Source organism: Streptomyces europaeiscabiei (assembly GCF_001550375.1).
In the GTDB taxonomy this organism is placed as follows: domain Bacteria; phylum Actinomycetota; class Actinomycetes; order Streptomycetales; family Streptomycetaceae; genus Streptomyces; species Streptomyces europaeiscabiei.
Map to the genome: position 1 here is coordinate 1 of NZ_LRTR01000286.1, position 14,233 is coordinate 14,233.

Annotated in this window: 13 protein-coding genes, 1 tRNA gene and 1 other RNA gene; 11 read left to right on the forward strand and 4 right to left on the reverse strand. The window is 70.5% G+C overall.

Annotated features, from left to right (window positions below):
* Nucleotides 1–186: 186 nt before the first annotated feature.
* The 8 genes from AWZ10_RS52345 (at nucleotide 187) to AWZ10_RS13880 (ending at nucleotide 7,504) form a co-directional block, all read left to right on the forward strand.
* A complete protein-coding gene (locus tag AWZ10_RS52345; RefSeq protein WP_162948415.1) occupies nucleotides 187–360 on the forward strand; it encodes a daptide-type RiPP in 174 nt (57 codons plus the stop codon).
* Between the two features lie 99 nt (nucleotides 361–459).
* On the forward strand, nucleotides 460–615 hold the full coding sequence (locus AWZ10_RS52350) for a daptide-type RiPP (RefSeq protein WP_162948414.1): 156 nt from the start codon (nucleotides 460–462) through the stop codon (nucleotides 613–615).
* 185 nt (nucleotides 616–800) lie between these two features.
* A complete protein-coding gene (locus tag AWZ10_RS13855; RefSeq protein WP_037689383.1) occupies nucleotides 801–998 on the forward strand; it encodes a hypothetical protein in 198 nt (65 codons plus the stop codon).
* Nucleotides 995–1,777 carry an ABC transporter ATP-binding protein gene (locus AWZ10_RS13860; protein ID WP_046706133.1) on the forward strand — a complete coding sequence of 261 codons (783 nt, stop codon included), beginning with the start codon at nucleotides 995–997 and terminating at the stop codon, nucleotides 1,775–1,777. The genes AWZ10_RS13855 and AWZ10_RS13860 overlap by 4 nt, the downstream gene beginning before the upstream one ends.
* Entirely contained in the window at nucleotides 1,770–2,513 is a 744-nt protein-coding gene (locus AWZ10_RS13865; protein WP_046706134.1) for an ABC transporter permease, read from the forward strand. Before AWZ10_RS13860 ends, AWZ10_RS13865 begins: the two co-directional genes overlap by 8 nt.
* 317 nt (nucleotides 2,514–2,830) lie before the next feature.
* Nucleotides 2,831–4,498, forward strand: a complete 1,668-nt coding sequence (gene mpaP / locus AWZ10_RS13870; protein WP_060891196.1) for a daptide biosynthesis intramembrane metalloprotease — start codon at nucleotides 2,831–2,833, stop codon at nucleotides 4,496–4,498.
* 61 nt (nucleotides 4,499–4,559) lie between these two features.
* Complete coding sequence (lanKC, locus tag AWZ10_RS13875; RefSeq protein ID WP_060891197.1) at nucleotides 4,560–7,238, forward strand: class III lanthionine synthetase LanKC; 2,679 nt, start codon at nucleotides 4,560–4,562, stop codon at nucleotides 7,236–7,238.
* Entirely contained in the window at nucleotides 7,235–7,504 is a 270-nt protein-coding gene (locus AWZ10_RS13880; protein ID WP_060891198.1) for a hypothetical protein, read from the forward strand. Before lanKC ends, AWZ10_RS13880 begins: the two co-directional genes overlap by 4 nt.
* A gap of 645 nt (nucleotides 7,505–8,149) precedes the next feature.
* Here the strand turns inward: AWZ10_RS13880 and AWZ10_RS13885 are convergent.
* The 3 genes from AWZ10_RS13885 to AWZ10_RS13895 all read right to left on the reverse strand — a co-directional run bounded on the left by AWZ10_RS13885 (nucleotide 8,150) and on the right by AWZ10_RS13895 (nucleotide 11,305).
* The gene (locus tag AWZ10_RS13885; RefSeq protein WP_159058267.1) at nucleotides 8,150–8,311 is read right to left on the reverse strand and encodes a hypothetical protein; all 162 of its coding nucleotides are present in this window, start codon (nucleotides 8,309–8,311) and stop codon (nucleotides 8,150–8,152) included.
* A gap of 211 nt (nucleotides 8,312–8,522) precedes the next feature.
* Nucleotides 8,523–10,004, reverse strand: coding sequence for a multicopper oxidase family protein (locus tag AWZ10_RS13890; protein WP_234361144.1), 1,482 nt, complete (start codon nucleotides 10,002–10,004; stop codon nucleotides 8,523–8,525).
* A 107-nt stretch (nucleotides 10,005–10,111) separates the two neighbouring features.
* Nucleotides 10,112–11,305, reverse strand: a complete 1,194-nt coding sequence (locus AWZ10_RS13895; RefSeq protein ID WP_046706138.1) for an FAD-dependent monooxygenase — start codon at nucleotides 11,303–11,305, stop codon at nucleotides 10,112–10,114.
* Nucleotides 11,306–11,389: 84 nt separating this feature from the next.
* On the opposite strand from AWZ10_RS13895, the gene AWZ10_RS13900 reads away from it, so the two are divergent.
* On the forward strand, nucleotides 11,390–11,863 hold the full coding sequence (locus AWZ10_RS13900) for a MarR family winged helix-turn-helix transcriptional regulator (protein ID WP_244172484.1): 474 nt from the start codon (nucleotides 11,390–11,392) through the stop codon (nucleotides 11,861–11,863).
* Between the two features lie 612 nt (nucleotides 11,864–12,475).
* Here AWZ10_RS13900 and AWZ10_RS13905 read toward each other — a convergent pair.
* Nucleotides 12,476–12,563 (reverse strand) — tRNA-Ser (locus AWZ10_RS13905).
* 119 nt (nucleotides 12,564–12,682) lie between these two features.
* Between AWZ10_RS13905 and ffs the strand changes: the two genes are divergently transcribed.
* Together ffs and AWZ10_RS13915 are read left to right on the forward strand one after the other, a co-directional pair.
* Nucleotides 12,683–12,779: signal recognition particle sRNA small type (gene ffs, locus AWZ10_RS13910), an RNA gene on the forward strand.
* Nucleotides 12,780–12,952: 173 nt separating this feature from the next.
* Nucleotides 12,953–14,233 (forward strand): DNA polymerase III subunit gamma and tau (locus tag AWZ10_RS13915; protein ID WP_159058268.1); only part of this gene is annotated, 1,281 nt, incomplete at its 3' end.

The following is a 14,233-nucleotide window of genomic DNA, read 5'->3' on the forward strand; positions in this document are numbered from 1 at the left end:
GCCTGCTGGACGCGGCGCTGGGCGCGACCACCGCGCACACCGCCCGCACCGCGACCACCGCCCGCACCGCGCACACAGTCCGCACCGCGCATCCCGCGCACACCTGAGACTTCCGCTCCCGGTCCCGGGAGCGGGCGGAAAAGAGAGCAACGGCTCTCGACACTCATGAGAAAAGGGGGAGTTCCCATGCAGGAGAACTTCGACAACAACAACTTCAGCTCCGACCTGGAGCTGGGCATGCAGGAGCTCGAGGCGATGGAGGCCCCGGGCTGGTGGACCGCCGGTGGCGTCGTCGTGGGCGCGACCGTCGTGTCGGCCGTCGGTGTCTCGACGGGCGTCGCCGTCTCGATCATCACCTGATCGGCCCGGGGTCGTGCAGCAGGAGGCCATGAAGGCCCGGCTGGTGGACCTGATTCACTCGACTCGATTCAGTCTCAACTCAACGGGAGGGGAACGGATATGAAGGACACCGTCACGCAGGAGCCGAACGGCTTCGACGCATCGCTGGAGCTGGGCATGCAGGAGCTGGAGGCCATGGAGGCCCCGGGCTTCTGGAGCGGCTTCAAGACCGGCGTCGTGATCAGCACCGTCGCCAGCGCGGTCATCGCCACCTGATCCAGGCCACTGGATCCAGCTGACCCACCGGATCAAGCCGATCCACCGGATCAAGCTGATCAGCGGCGACTGAACCGCATACGGATTTCCGCGGCGGCGTCCCTGGGACCTCACAGGACCCCTGGGCCGCCACCGCGGAATCCGCGCTTCGCTTTCCACCACCTCGCCCCACCAAGGAGTCCAGCATGGCCAACAGCCGAGACAAGGCAGCGGCCGAGAACAAGAACCTCGCCTTCGCCTGCGCTCTCATCCCGCTCGGCATGGCGGTCGCGACCACGCAGCTGACGGGCGGCCTCGAGATCTTCGTCATGGCCGGCCTCGGTGTCGTCATGCTGAGCTGCCTGGTCCGGATCGGTGCCAACCTCCGTAAGGCGCGCCGTTGAGTACCGCGAACGCATCGAGCACCGGCGCCGCCCCCGTCGTCGCCCTGCGCGGCCTGACCAAGCGCTTCGGCGAGGTCACGGCGGTCGACGACCTGACGTACGAGGTGCAGCCCGGTCGGATCGTCGGCCTCCTCGGCCGCAACGGAGCCGGCAAGACCACCTCGCTGCGGATGCTCCTCGGCCTCTGCCGGCCGACCTCCGGCGAGGCGGCCGTCTTCGGCCGCCCGTACGCCGAACTGCCCCACGCCGCTCGCCGGGTGGGCGTCAGCATGGACGCCGTAGGACCGCTCCCGGGAGCCAGCGCCCGACGCGAACTCACCATCTGGGCCCGGACCCTGGGCCTGCCCAAGCAGCGCGTCGAGGAGGTCCTCGAACTGGTCGGCCTGGCCGACGGCGCGGCCTCCCGCCCCGTCAAGGGCTACTCGACCGGCATGAAACAGCGCCTCGCGCTCGCCACCGCCCTGCTCCCCGACCCCGAACTCCTCGTCCTGGACGAGCCCGCCAACGGCCTCGACCCGGACGGCATCCGCTGGCTGCGCGGCCTGCTGCGCGGCCTGGCCGACGAGGGCCGGACCGTCCTCGTCTCCAGCCATCTGCTCTCCGAGGTGGAGCAGACCGTGGACGACGTCGTGATCATCCAGAGCTCGCTGCGGTACGCCGGTCCGCTCGAAGGACTCGTCGGCACGGGCGAAGGGGAACGCCTCGAAGACCGGTTCTTCTCCCTGGTCGGCACGGCGACGACCGCATCATCCGCTGTCGGAGGACAGAACCATGCGTAACCTGCTCGCCGGCGAATGGGCCAAGGCCTGGACCGGCCGCGGCTGGCTGATCCTGGTCGGATGCGGCGTCCTGATGTCCCTGCTCGGTGCCCTCGGCTACGCCTCCCAGGGCGCCACGGCCATCGAGGAGGGCACCATGGGCCGGGCCGCCGTCACCGATGACATCGTCCGCTCCTGGTTCATGATGTCGCTGTTCACCTCCCTCTTCGGCGCGATCTTCGTGTCCCGCGAGTACACCTCGGGTGCCATCGGCCGCTCCGTGCTGATGAGCGGCGGCCGTACCCGCCTGCTCGCCGCCAAGGTGCTGATCGCCACCGCCGTGGGCGCCCTCGCCGCGCTGTTCACCGCCGCGCTGTCCCTCGCCTCCGCCTGGGGGGCACTCGCGGCCAACGGGACCGAGCCCGCGTGGCACGGCGAGACCTGGCTGATCCTGCTGGGCGTCTTCGCCGTCAACACGCTCGCCGCTCCCTGGGGCGCGCTGATCGGCTGGATCGTCCGGCACCAGGTCGGGGCCGTCGTGACCGTCGTCGCGCTGACCCTGGTCGTCGATCCGGCGGTGCAGGTCCTGGTGCCGGACGCCGGCAAGTACCTGATGACGATCGCCCAGAGCTCCGTCTACCGGGACATGAAGCCCGAGCTGCTGTCCACGCCGCTCGCGCTGCTGGTGATCGCGGGCTGGCTCGCGGCCGCCGGGCTGCTCGCCCGGAAGCTGTTCACCGCCCGCGACGTCGTCTGACGTCGTCCGACGTCGTCCGATGACGCCTGACGCCTGACGCCTGACACCTGCCGCCTGACGACATCTGTTGTCGTCCGATGCCGCCTCGACACATGACGTCGTCCGACGTTCGTCCGATGCCGCACCTGACGAACAGACGCCGTCCGATGCCGCCTGACGTCGTCCAACGCTCGTCCGAGCCCTGCCCGACGGCATCTGACGTCGTCCGAGTCCGCTCGGCGACAACTGACGTCGTCCGATGCCGCCCGACCACATCAGGCGTCGTCCGAGTCCGCTGAAATCCGCCACGTCCCGCCGTCCTGAGGAGAGAACCAGGCATGTCCAGCACACCCGCCGGTGCCGTACTACTGGCCCCCGAGCGGCTGGCCCGTCCCCGCCTCGCCCCCGACGTGGTGGTCCACGAGCCGGCCGAGCCGGGTGCACCCTGGGTGGTGCAGCGCGGCAGCCACCAGTACTTCCGCCTCCAGGAGGACCTGGCCCGCCTCGTCCGGGCCGTCGACGGCGTGCGCGACCACGACGACCTGGCCGACGCCCTCGGCGCGCCCTGGACCCAGGCCGATGTCGGCTCGGCGGTGCGGACACTCGCCGGGGCGAAGGTGCTGGACGACGGGGTGCCGAAGAAAGACCGGAGTTCCTGGTTCCGGTTCGTCCCGCCGCTCACCCTCCAGTTCACCCTCCTCAAGCCGGACCGGCTGCTGGCCCGACTCGCCCCGCTGGTGGCGGCCGCCGCGAACCGTAAGGCCGCCCTGGCCGCCTCGGCCGTCACGATCGGCGGACTGCTCGCCCTGGCCCTCCAGACGGCCGATCTCCAGGGCGCGCTGGGGCGTCCCTTCGCGCCCCTGCTCTACCTCTGCGTGATCGGCGCGGTGCTCGCCACCACCGCCGTCCACGAGATCGGCCACGGTGCGGTCCTCACGTACTACGGCGGACGGCCGACCCGGATGGGCATGATGCTCTTCTACATGTCGCCGGCCTTCTTCTGCGACGTGTCCGACGGCTGGCGGCTGCCGCGCAAGGAACAGCGGGTACGGGTCGCACTCGCCGGAATCGCCACACAGACCGTCATCGCCGGGGGCGCTGCCCTCGCCACTCTCTTCATGGGCGACTCGGCGGCGCGCGACGGGGTCCTTGTGTACGCCGTCGTCACCTACCTCTCCGGCGTTCTCAACCTCCTGCCGTTCGTGAAGCTGGACGGCTACATCGCGCTGATGAGCCACCTCGACATCCCGCATGTGCGCGACCGGGCGATGACCGACGCCCGCAGATGGCTGGCCCGCCTGCTGACCGGCGGCACCGGCTACCGCCGCGAACTGCCCGGCGTGCGCTGGGCGGTCCCCTTCGGCCTGCTCTGCATGACGTTCCCGCTCTACATCGTGGCGGGCGCGATCACCCTCTGGTCGGACAGCCTCCAGCGCCTCGGCGCCCTGGGCGCGCTCCTCGTCCTGTGCGGCATCGGCTACTTCCTCCACCACCTGACGCGTGGCGTACGCCGCTTCGCCCGCGAGGCCCGTACGGCGGGCGGGCGCCCCTGGCGCCTCGGCGCGGTGCTCGCCCTCGCCGCCGCCACCCTCGCCGTACTCGGACAGCTGGTCCAGGTCCCGTACACCGTCAACGGCGGCTATACGACGGCCAAGGACGGCCGGATCACGCTGCTCCTGCCCTCTTCCACCGACCGTTCGCTGATCGAGGCCGGTGCCTCGGTACGCCTCTACCGCGCAGGCATCGCGACCCGCGAGCAGACCGGCGCCGCGACGGTCGCGGTCGACGGGGCGGACGGCACGGACGCCATGGCCCCGCTGTCGGCCCTGATCCCGGTCCGCAGCGAGGCCCTGCCGACCCCGGCGCTCGGCCTTCCGCTGGAGGTAAGCGATGCGCGGGGCCGGGCTCCCGCCGACGTCTCGGGCACGGCCCAACTGGACGCGGGCAGCCGGCCGGGCTGGGAGTGGCTCTACACCAAGTACGTCGCGCCGGCCTGGCGCTGGTAGCCGAGAAGCCGAGAAGCCGAGAAGCCGAGAAGCGAGACGGAGAGGGACAGGGAGAACGATCATGGATCTCCGGTATGTGACCTACTGCCAGGCCGACAACGCGTTCTACGAGGACCCGGCGACCGCCGCCGCCACCGAGCCCGCCGAAGTCGTGGCGGAACCCCCCGCGGGCTGGACCCGGAGCGTCAACAGCGACTGGGTGGTGCTGACGCCGCCGCACACCGAACTCCCCGGCCAGGGCTGGAAGATCCATGTCTCGGCGACCCGGGACAACGCCGACCGCATCCTCGACACCGTACGCGCCTACTGCGTACGCGAGCGGCTCACCTTCAAGTACATCCGCAGCGCCAAGGTCCTGAGCCGCCGCAACAGCAAGTACGGCGACCGCGGCGCGAGCGGCAAGTTCATCACCGTCTACCCGCTGGACGAGGCCCAGCTGGAGCGGGTGCTCGTCGAGCTGGACGCCGAGATAGGCGGCGAGCCCGGCCCGTACATCCTCAGCGACCTGCGCTGGCGCTCCGGCCCGCTCTACGTCCGCTACGGCGGCTTCGTCGCCCGCCTCGGCCGGGACGCGAAGGGCGACCCGGTGCACTGCATCGAGGACCCGGACGGCCGCCTCGTCCCCGACGTACGCGGCCCCGGGTTCCGGCCGCCCGCGTGGGTGACGCTGCCGGACTGCCTCGCCGAGTCGCTGGCGGCCCGTAACGCGAGCACGATGGGCGACTTCCCGTTCCGCGCGGTCAGGGCGCTGCACTTCTCCAACGGGGGCGGCGTGTACGAGGCCGCGGACCTGCGCCAGGGCCCCGGTACCGAGGCCTCCGCCTCCGTGCTCCTCAAGGAGGCCCGCCCGCTGGCCGGCCTCGACGAGGAGGGCGCGGACGCCGTGTCCCGGCTGGAGCGGGAGCGCTGGGCGCTGGAGCGGCTGGCGGGACTGGACTGCGTACCGCCGCTGATCGACTACCGAAAGGGCCGCGAACACTACTTCCTGACCAGGGAGTTCGTGCCCGGTGCATCGCTCCACACCCGCATCCACGAGTCCAACCCGCTGCTGTGCCCGGATGCCGACGCCTCCCCCGAGTCGTTCGCGGCGTACACCTCCTGGGCGCTGTCCGTCATCGACCAGATCGACGCGGGCGTGCGGGCCATGCACGCCCGGGGCGTGGTCTTCGGCGATCTGCACCCCAACAACGTCATGGTCCGGCCGGACGACACGATCGCCTTCATCGACCTGGAGACGGCGAGCCCGGTCGACGACGCGGCACCTCAGGCGATCGGCGCCCCCGGCTTCCGCGCCCCGGCCGGTTACGTCGGCGCGGCTGTCGACCGGTACGCGCTCGGCTGCCTGCGCCTCGCGGTGTTCCTGCCGCTGACGGTGGTGGTGGGCTGGGGCCGGGAGAAGACGCAGCAGCTGATCGCGCTGGTGACGGAGAACTTCCCGGTACCGGCGGACTTCGCGGAGCGGGTGGCGGCGGATCTGGCGGGCCCGGAGGGTAGCGAGGCGATCGAGGCCGCTGAGGCCGACGCGGAAGCCGAGGCCGACGCGGACTCTGAGACCGCGGTGAGCGGCGAGCGCGCCGCTGCCCCGGTCTGGCCCGAGACCCTCACCCCCGCCGACTGGCCGTCCCTGCGCGCGTCACTCGCGGCCGGAATCCTGGCCACCGCGACCCCGGACCGCGAGGACCGCCTCTTCCCCGGCGACATCGCCCAGTTCACCGCCCCGGGCGGCGGCCTCGACCTCGCCCACGGCGCGGCCGGAGTCCTGTGGGCGCTCGGCAGCGCGGGCACGGAGATCCCGGCCGCACACGTGGACTGGCTGACCGAGCGCGTACGCCGCTGGGCCGACCCCCGCCCCGGCTTCTACGACGGCCTGCACGGCATCGCGTACGCCCTCGACGCCCTGGGCCGTACGGTCGAGGCACGTGAAGTCCTGGACCGGGCCCTCGCCCTGCCGATGGACGACCTGGACGGCTCCCTCTTCGCAGGCCTCCCCGGCATCGGCCTCTCCCTGCTCCACTTCGGCCACCTCGACGCGGCCGAACGCCTCGCGGAGCTGGTCGCGGACCGTACCCCGGGCGGCTACGCGGCCCGCCCACGACCGGGCCTGCTGTACGGGGCGACGGGCGCGGCGCTGTTCCTGCTGCGGCTGTACGAGAAGACGGGTGACCGGAAACTGCTGCACGGGGCGGTGGAGGCGCTGCGTCACGACCTCGCCGAGTTGTCGGCCGGGCCGGGCATCAGCCGGATGCCGTACCTGGCGGTGGGCGGGGCGGGAGTGGCGATGGTCGTGAGCGACGTACTCCCTCATCTCCCCTCCCCCGAGCCGGAGCTGAACGACTCACTCCCCCTCCTCCAGTCATCGCTGGCAGCCCCCTACCAGGCCCAGGCGGGCCTGTTCCAGGGCCGCGCCGGGGCAACGCTCGCCCTGCGTCACCTGCGCGACAGAACGCCGGAGCCAGAGCCGAAGCCAGAGCCAGAGCCGGAGTCGGAGTCGGAGCCGAAGCCGGAGTCGGAGTTGGGGTCGAAGTCGGAGACCGAGGCCGCTGTACGCCGCCACCTGGTGGCCTTCGGCTGGCACGCCATCCCGTACGCGGGCCACCCCGCCTTCCTCGGCGACCAGACCCTGCGCCTGTCGACCGACCTCGCCACCGGCACGGCGGGGGTCCTGCTCGCCCTTGACGAGGCACTCGGCTCGGGCGGAAGCCTGCCGTTCTTCCCGTCCTCCCGCCGCCGCCCCTCATGACGGGCCGCGGCGTCGTCCTGATCGAACCCCGCTCCACCGAGGCGGCCGGCGCCCCGGAACTGGCAGCCGTACGGTTCATCGCCCTGCTGCCCGATGGCTGGGACTACGAACCGGAGTTCGTGGGCGAACGCTTCACCGTTCGCCTTCGGTGGCCCACGGACCAGGACCAGGACCAGGACCAGGAGCTGGGCCGGGCGCTGGACCGGATCTTCACCGACTCGTCCCTGCGCGCCTGGCGCTGGACCGACATCACGCACCGCACGTGAGGGCGCGTATGCGATGAGGGTGCTGGTTGATCAGGCGGCAGGATGAGGGTGCTGCGGTATCGGGCCTGGTGGCTGGTGGCGTGCAGGCCACGGAGTCCCCGCACGGCCCCGGCTCCGGCCCGGCCCCGGCGGGCTCCGGTGGCGACACGCTCCCTCGGCGATGGCCCTCGCGACAGGCCGGCCAGTGGCCGACGCCGGCACCGCCAGGTCGTTGACGCGGCCGGTGGCCTGGGCGAACGAGCCGCGGGCCGCCTCGGTCGTGGCCGGTTTCGCGATTCCGGGGGAGTGTCGTCAGGAACGCTCGGCTTCACATCGCCCGGAAGATCGCCGAAGCCGTATGGGCCCCCAAAAAAACCTGTGAACAAAACCAGGACAACGAGGGCTGAGAACAACGACGAAGGGCCCCACCGCTCGCGGTGGGGCCCTTCGACATCGTGCCCGGTGAGGCACTGGCGGAGGATACGAGATTCGAACTCGTGAGGGTGTGAACCCAACACGCTTTCCAACTGTTCGTCTGGGGGTCCTGGAGTGATCAGGAGCGTTCTGGGCTGCGGTCGAGCGGCCTGCTTCCGGGCATGCGTACGGCGCCGGACGGGGGTGAATGCAACCAGAACTGCAACCAGACCCAGTCTGCGTTCCGGCTGTTCAGAGGTCCTGGTCCGGCGCGGTGGGTGACCGGTTGGTGCGCTGGTGCCCCTGTTTCCTGTAGCCGGAGTCCATCTCGACGAGGATGTCCGCATCACCCGGCCGCCACCTCCCGGTACGCGCAAGCTGGGTGACCAGGTCACGCAGTGGGGCGGCGGTCACCGCGGTGGTGTCTTCAGCCGCCCCCGCTGCCTCGTCATCGGCGGTTGGCCCTGTCCTGCACATGGTGCGTGCGAGGAGCGGGATCAGTTGCGGGACGACATTTCGTGCGGCGTGTTGCGAACCCCGCGAGCGTGGCCTGACCATCTGCAACCACATTGCGGGGCGCCCTCACCATGTGGAGGGCCGCCCGCGCCCTCTGCCACACGACCTCTCAATGCCCCGTGTGCGCGTCGCGGCCGGGACCTCGCGCCCGTTGCCCTTTCTCCACCACCACGAACTGGCCCATCATCCCCACGTCCTCGTGGTACAGCAGATGGCAGTGGTACATGTACGGCGCGGCCGGGTCGGCCGGGCCGTCGAAGCGAAGGGCCAGCTTCATCGTCGTCCCGTTCGGCACGAAGACCGTGTCCTTGGCACCCCGCAGATGTGGCGGCGGTGCCTTGCCGTTCACTCGCAGCACCCGGAACTGGACGTCATGGACGTGGAAGTTGTGTGGCATACCGTCGCCGTTGCGGACGGTCCAGATCTCGGTCGTGCCCCGGACGACCGTTTCGTCGGTTCGGTCCATTGCCATGGCCTGGCCGTTGATTCCGGACACCTTGAGGTCGAAGCGCCGGCCGCGCGTCGCCTGCGAGCCGTCCGGCACCTCCAGTGCACCGAGCGAGGAAGGAAGTCCGGGTGAGGGCCGGAGCGTTGCCGCGGCCTTCAGTTCCAGTACGTCGAAGGAGTCGTCGCCGCCGGAGAACCGGGTGCTCCAGGCCTCGCCGTAGTCCTGCGGATGGCTGCGCAGCACCACGCGCTCGCCGGGACTCATCCGTACGACGGTCTCGGCTCGTTCACCGGGCGACAGTTGCAGGCGCGTCATCGGCTCAGGCCGCGGCAGCAGCCCGCCGTCGGTCGCCACCTGGACGAAGCGGCGGTTGTCGGCGAACCCGAAGGCGTAGGTCCGGGACACGGAGGCGTTGAGCAGACGCAGGCGCACCAGCTCGTCCTTCACCTCCCGGTACGGTTCCAGAGTGCCGTTGACCATGGTGCGGTCCCCGAGGAACCCGACGGCCTGCATCAGCCCGCGCCCGCGGTCGAGTTCCGCCCCGTCGAACCTCACGTCCTGCACGATGACCGGCAGATCGTCGACGCCGTACCTCCTCGGCAGTGCCAGGGCCGTGGACCGGTCGTCGTCGAGGAGGAACAGGCCGGCCAGCCCGCGCTGCACATGGTTCTGCGTCCGTCCGTGCGGGTGCGGGTGGTACCAGAGCGTGGCAGCGGGCTGGTCGATCTCCCAGCGCGGAGCCCAGGTGCTGCCGGGCCGTACCGTCTGGTGGGGCCCGCCGTCCATGCGCGCGGGCAAGTGCATTCCGTGCCAGTGCACGGTCGAGGGCTCGTCAAGGCGGTTGTGGACGCGGACTTCCACCTTGTCGCCCCGATGGGCGCGCAGCGTGGGGCCCAGGTGACTGCCGTTGAATCCCCAGGTGGGGGTCTTCAAGCCGGCTCTGAACTCCGTCTCGCCCGCTTGCATCCGCAGATCGAAGACCTTGGTGCCGTCCGCCTTCACCCGCGTGGGTTCGGCGAGCGGAGGTATGGCGAGCTCGTTGCGGAAGGAAGTCCTGCCCACCGTGCTGGTGTCCGCGGTGGTCCACAGCCACAGAAAGCTTCCGCCCAGGGTGGTCAGCAGCACGCATGCGAGCGTGCTCACGCCTATGAGTATGCGCCGGAGGGTCCGCCGCTCACCGCGCCTGCCGGCTGTCCTGCCCTCCGCCTTCGCCGCGCCTCGACGGTCCCGGGTGGTCGGTGTGCCGGGCATCAGACGGCTACCCGGTGGTGCCAGTCGATGCGGTGGTCGTACATCCAGGCGTGCGACTTGGGGTTGGCGAAGAGCTTCAGCGCGACGGGCATCATGAGATCGCGGAAGACCCGGGCGACGGGGCCCGCGGTCTTGGTACCGGAGAGGGACTTGGAATAGGCCACCACTTTCTCCACGCGAGGTCGCCGCAGCTGCTCGTACGTGGTGAAGGCGGTGGTGACATCGGGCGCGTCCCGCAGACACTGGGCGAGCACGACGGCGTCTTCCAGCGCCATCGAGGCGCCCTGGCCCGCGGAGGGGGAGGTGGCGTGCACGGCGTCACCGATCAACGCGACGGGCCCGCGGTGCCAGACCGGGCTGGTCGGAATGTCGTGCACCGGGTAGGCCCCGACGTCTGCGGTGGAGTTGTCGAGGATGCGCCGGATGAGGGGCATGTCGTCGGCGAAGAGGTCGCTCAGCCGGCGCCGCCACTCGTCGGGCGTTGTCGCGCTCAACTCATCCCGGCCCGGTTCGCCGGGCTGGTGCAGGTTCGCGAACCAGTAGGTCTCGCCCGACTCCCGGACCAGGTAACCGAAGAAGGCCCGCCTGCCGAACACGAAGTGCTGGGTGCCGGTCGTGGGGGCCAGTCCGGTGCCGCGGCTGTACCCGCCGATGCTGAGGAGCCCGGTGAAGCGCGGGGCCGGCGCCTCGGGGTCGAGTAGGCGCCGGGTGCGGGAGTGGATGCCGTCGGCGCCGATGAGGAGGTCACCGGTGGCCTCGGTACCGTCGGTGAACCGTGCCGCCACGCCGGTGGACAGGGTCCGGTAGGAGTCGAGGCGTTTGCCGTACTCGATGGCGATGCCGCGGGCACGGACCTCCGCGCGCAGCACCTTCAGCAACTCGCCACGCCGGACGCAGACGCTCACCGAACCGTCCGGAAGCGCGGTTCCGTTGGCCACTTCGCCGAGTCGCTTACCCGTGCCGCTCCACATGATCATGCGCGGGATGGGGACGCTGTCGGTCTGGTGGGCGATGTCGATGTCGATGGCCCGCAGTGCGCTGAGGCCGTTGGAGGCGGTGTTCAGGAACAACCCCGCGTAGTCGGCGGGCCGGCTGTACGCCTCGTGGACCACCGGTTCGATACCGGCACGTCGTAAGGCCAGGGCCGCGGTCAGGCCAGCGATTCCGCTGCCGATGAGCAATGCCTTCGTCATTGTGACCTCCGTCGCCGACTGATAGCATGATTACAGTCAGTTATTTAGTTCGATCGAACGAAATATATGGAGGGGGTGGCTCGAGTGTCAAGGGACGCGGATCGACGCGGTGAGCTGCTGGCCGCGCTGCACCGGGCGGGCCGTGAGCACAGCAACGCCGCGGTGATGTTCCACGCCGCCGTCGGCGCGCGCATGGGGCTGGGTCTCACCGAGGAGAAGACTCTCGACCTGCTGGAACGGGAGAAGGCGCTGACCGCGGGTGAGATCGCCGCGAGGACCGGGCTGGCGCCCGCGTCGGTGAGCGGACTGATCGACCGGTTGGAGCGCAAGGGATTCGTCCGGCGGGTGCGTGACCGCGACGACGGTCGCCGGGTGATCGTCGAGATCGACCGGGAACACGTGGCGAGCTTCGGTGCTCTTTTCGCGACCTTCGTCGCCGGGCTGGAAGCGCTGTATGCCGACTACTCCGACGATCAGCTCGAGGTGATCCTCGACTTCCTGCGCCGGTCGGCCGCCATCCAGAAGGAGGCCACCGGCGAGGTGACCGGGCGCACGTGACAGTGACCGACGCCCTGGAGGCCGTGTAGCGGTGCCGGCCGATTCATGCGGGAACTCGACAATCACGCTGGACGGACGGGGCAGATTCCGCCAGGTGAGGTTTCCCGGCCCACCTCGCCTCCTTTGTCGGCCTCACCCCCACGACGAAGACGTCGGAAACCTCGATCGACGGCGAACATGCACCCCGAGGTGACGACCCGCAACTCAGGCGCGCGATATCCCTGCCCGATCCGCTGATCAAGATCCTTCGCCACCACCGGGAGACGCCGGAAAATCAGCGGATCCGGCCGGAGCCGACTGGGAGGGTAAGGGGTACGTCTCCGCAGCGACTGTGCTGCTCCTCCTCGGTGTCCCGGATGCGTGGTCGACGTGGGATGAGAGCCCGGGGGAGCGGCCCGCATGCGTGCCTGGTGCATGGACATCACCGGCCCGATGCTCCGCAATGTCGCGCAGGAGATCCGGAGACGCTCTCTGGGAGCCGCCGAGGCCGACCGAGGCTGACTGGCGCGGATTGAGACGGAAAACCCAACTGAGACGGAAAGTGAGACGGAGCACGACGAAGGGCCCCACCGCGAGCGGTGGGGCCCTTCGACATCGTGCCCGGTGAGGCACTGGCGGAGGATACGAGATTCGAACTCGTGAGGGTGTGAACCCAACACGCTTTCCAAGCGTGCGCCCTAGGCCTCTAGGCGAATCCTCCGCCGGGAACATTACATGACGTCGGAGGGTGGTTGCGAACCCGTTCGGCGGCGGGTGATCGATGTGGGAGGGAGGGGCGGGGAGGCGGGTCGGCGGCCGCCGGGAATCGGGTAGGCTGGGCTCAGCCCCTCACGCGGCGCTATCTGACTGAACTCCCCCAGGGCCGGAAGGCAGCAAGGGTAGGTTGGCTCTGGCGGGTGCGTGAGGGGTCTTGTGCATCCAGGGCCCGCCCCGAGCCGATGGCCCCCGCCCCGAGCCGATGGCTCCCGCCCGGAGCCGATGATCCCGGGCCGATCGCCGAGGGGCCCGGCCACGCCTCATGGCCGCTTCGGTCCTGGTCTGCTTCGGCGGCGGTCCGTGTTGTCAGTGGGCGCCTATAACCTCGTATGCGTGTCGTCTCTCGCGCTGTACCGCCGTTATCGCCCGGAGTCGTTCGCCGAGGTCATCGGGCAGGAGCATGTCACCGACCCGCTGCAGCAGGCGCTGCGGAACAACCGGGTCAATCACGCGTACCTGTTCAGCGGGCCGCGTGGGTGCGGGAAGACGACCAGCGCGCGGATCCTCGCCCGGTGTCTGAACTGCGAGCAGGGGCCCACGCCGACCCCCTGCGGAGCGTGCCAGTCCTGTCAGGACCTGGCACGGACCGGACCGGGGTCGATCGACGTCATCGAGATCGACGCGGCCTCGCACGGTGGTGTGGACGACGCCCGTGAGCTGCGCGAGAAGGCCTTCTTCGGCCCCGCGGGCAGCCGGTACAAGATCTACATCATCGACGAGGCCCACATGGTCACGTCGGCCGGTTTCAACGCGCTGCTGAAGGTCGTCGAGGAGCCGCCGGAGCACCTCAAGTTCATCTTCGCGACCACCGAGCCCGAGAAGGTCATCGGCACGATCCGGTCGCGTACGCACCACTATCCGTTCCGGCTGGTGCCCCCCGGCACGCTCCGGGAGTACCTCGGCGAGGTCTGCGGCAAGGAGAAGATCCCGGTCGCGGAGGGTGTCCTCCCGCTGGTCGTGCGCGCCGGGGCCGGCTCCGTGCGTGACTCGATGTCCGTCATGGACCAGCTGCTGGCGGGTGCGACGGACGAGGGTGTGACGTACGCCATGGCGACGTCGCTGCTCGGCTATACGGACGGGTCGCTGCTCGACTCGGTCGTCGAGGCCTTCGCCGCGGGGGACGGGGCCGCGGCCTTCGAGGTCGTCGACCACGTCATGGAAGCCGGCAACGACCCGCGGCGGTTCGTCGCCGGCCTGCTGGAGCGGCTGCGGGACCTGGTGATCCTGGCCGCCGTGCCGGACGCCATCGAGAAGGGCCTCATCGACGCCCCCGTCGAGGTACTGGAGCGGATGCAGGCCCAGGCCGGCGTCTTCGGCGCCGCCGAGCTCAGCCGCGCCGCCGACCTGGTCAACGAAGGCCTCACCGAGATGCGCGGCGCCAACTCGCCCCGTCTCCAGCTCGAACTGATCTGTGCCCGCGTGCTCCTCCCCGCCACCTACGGCGACGAACGGTCCGTCATGGCCCGCCTGGACCGCCTGGAGCGCGGGGTGAACTTCTCGGGCGGCGGCGCCGGGCCCGCCATGGGGTACGTGCCCGGCCCCGAAGCACACGGGGGAGCGGCCGCCCCGCCCATGAGCATGGCCCCGCAGGCCCCGCAGGCCCCGCAGGCCCCG

Excerpts from the sequence above, each read along its gene's own strand:
- AWZ10_RS52345 (WP_162948415.1), top strand. The coding sequence starts at position 187 with ATGCAGGAGAACTTCGACAACAACAACTTCAGCTCCGACCTGGAGCTG.
- AWZ10_RS52350 (WP_162948414.1), top strand. The coding sequence starts at position 460 with ATGAAGGACACCGTCACGCAGGAGCCGAACGGCTTCGACGCATCGCTG.
- AWZ10_RS13855 (WP_037689383.1), top strand. The coding sequence starts at position 801 with ATGGCCAACAGCCGAGACAAGGCAGCGGCCGAGAACAAGAACCTCGCC.
- AWZ10_RS13865 (WP_046706134.1), top strand. The coding sequence starts at position 1,770 with ATGCGTAACCTGCTCGCCGGCGAATGGGCCAAGGCCTGGACCGGCCGC.
- mpaP (WP_060891196.1), top strand. The coding sequence starts at position 2,831 with ATGTCCAGCACACCCGCCGGTGCCGTACTACTGGCCCCCGAGCGGCTG.
- lanKC (WP_060891197.1), top strand. The coding sequence starts at position 4,560 with ATGGATCTCCGGTATGTGACCTACTGCCAGGCCGACAACGCGTTCTAC.
- AWZ10_RS13880 (WP_060891198.1), top strand. The coding sequence starts at position 7,235 with ATGACGGGCCGCGGCGTCGTCCTGATCGAACCCCGCTCCACCGAGGCG.
- AWZ10_RS13895 (WP_046706138.1), bottom strand. The coding sequence starts at position 11,305 with ATGACGAAGGCATTGCTCATCGGCAGCGGAATCGCTGGCCTGACCGCG.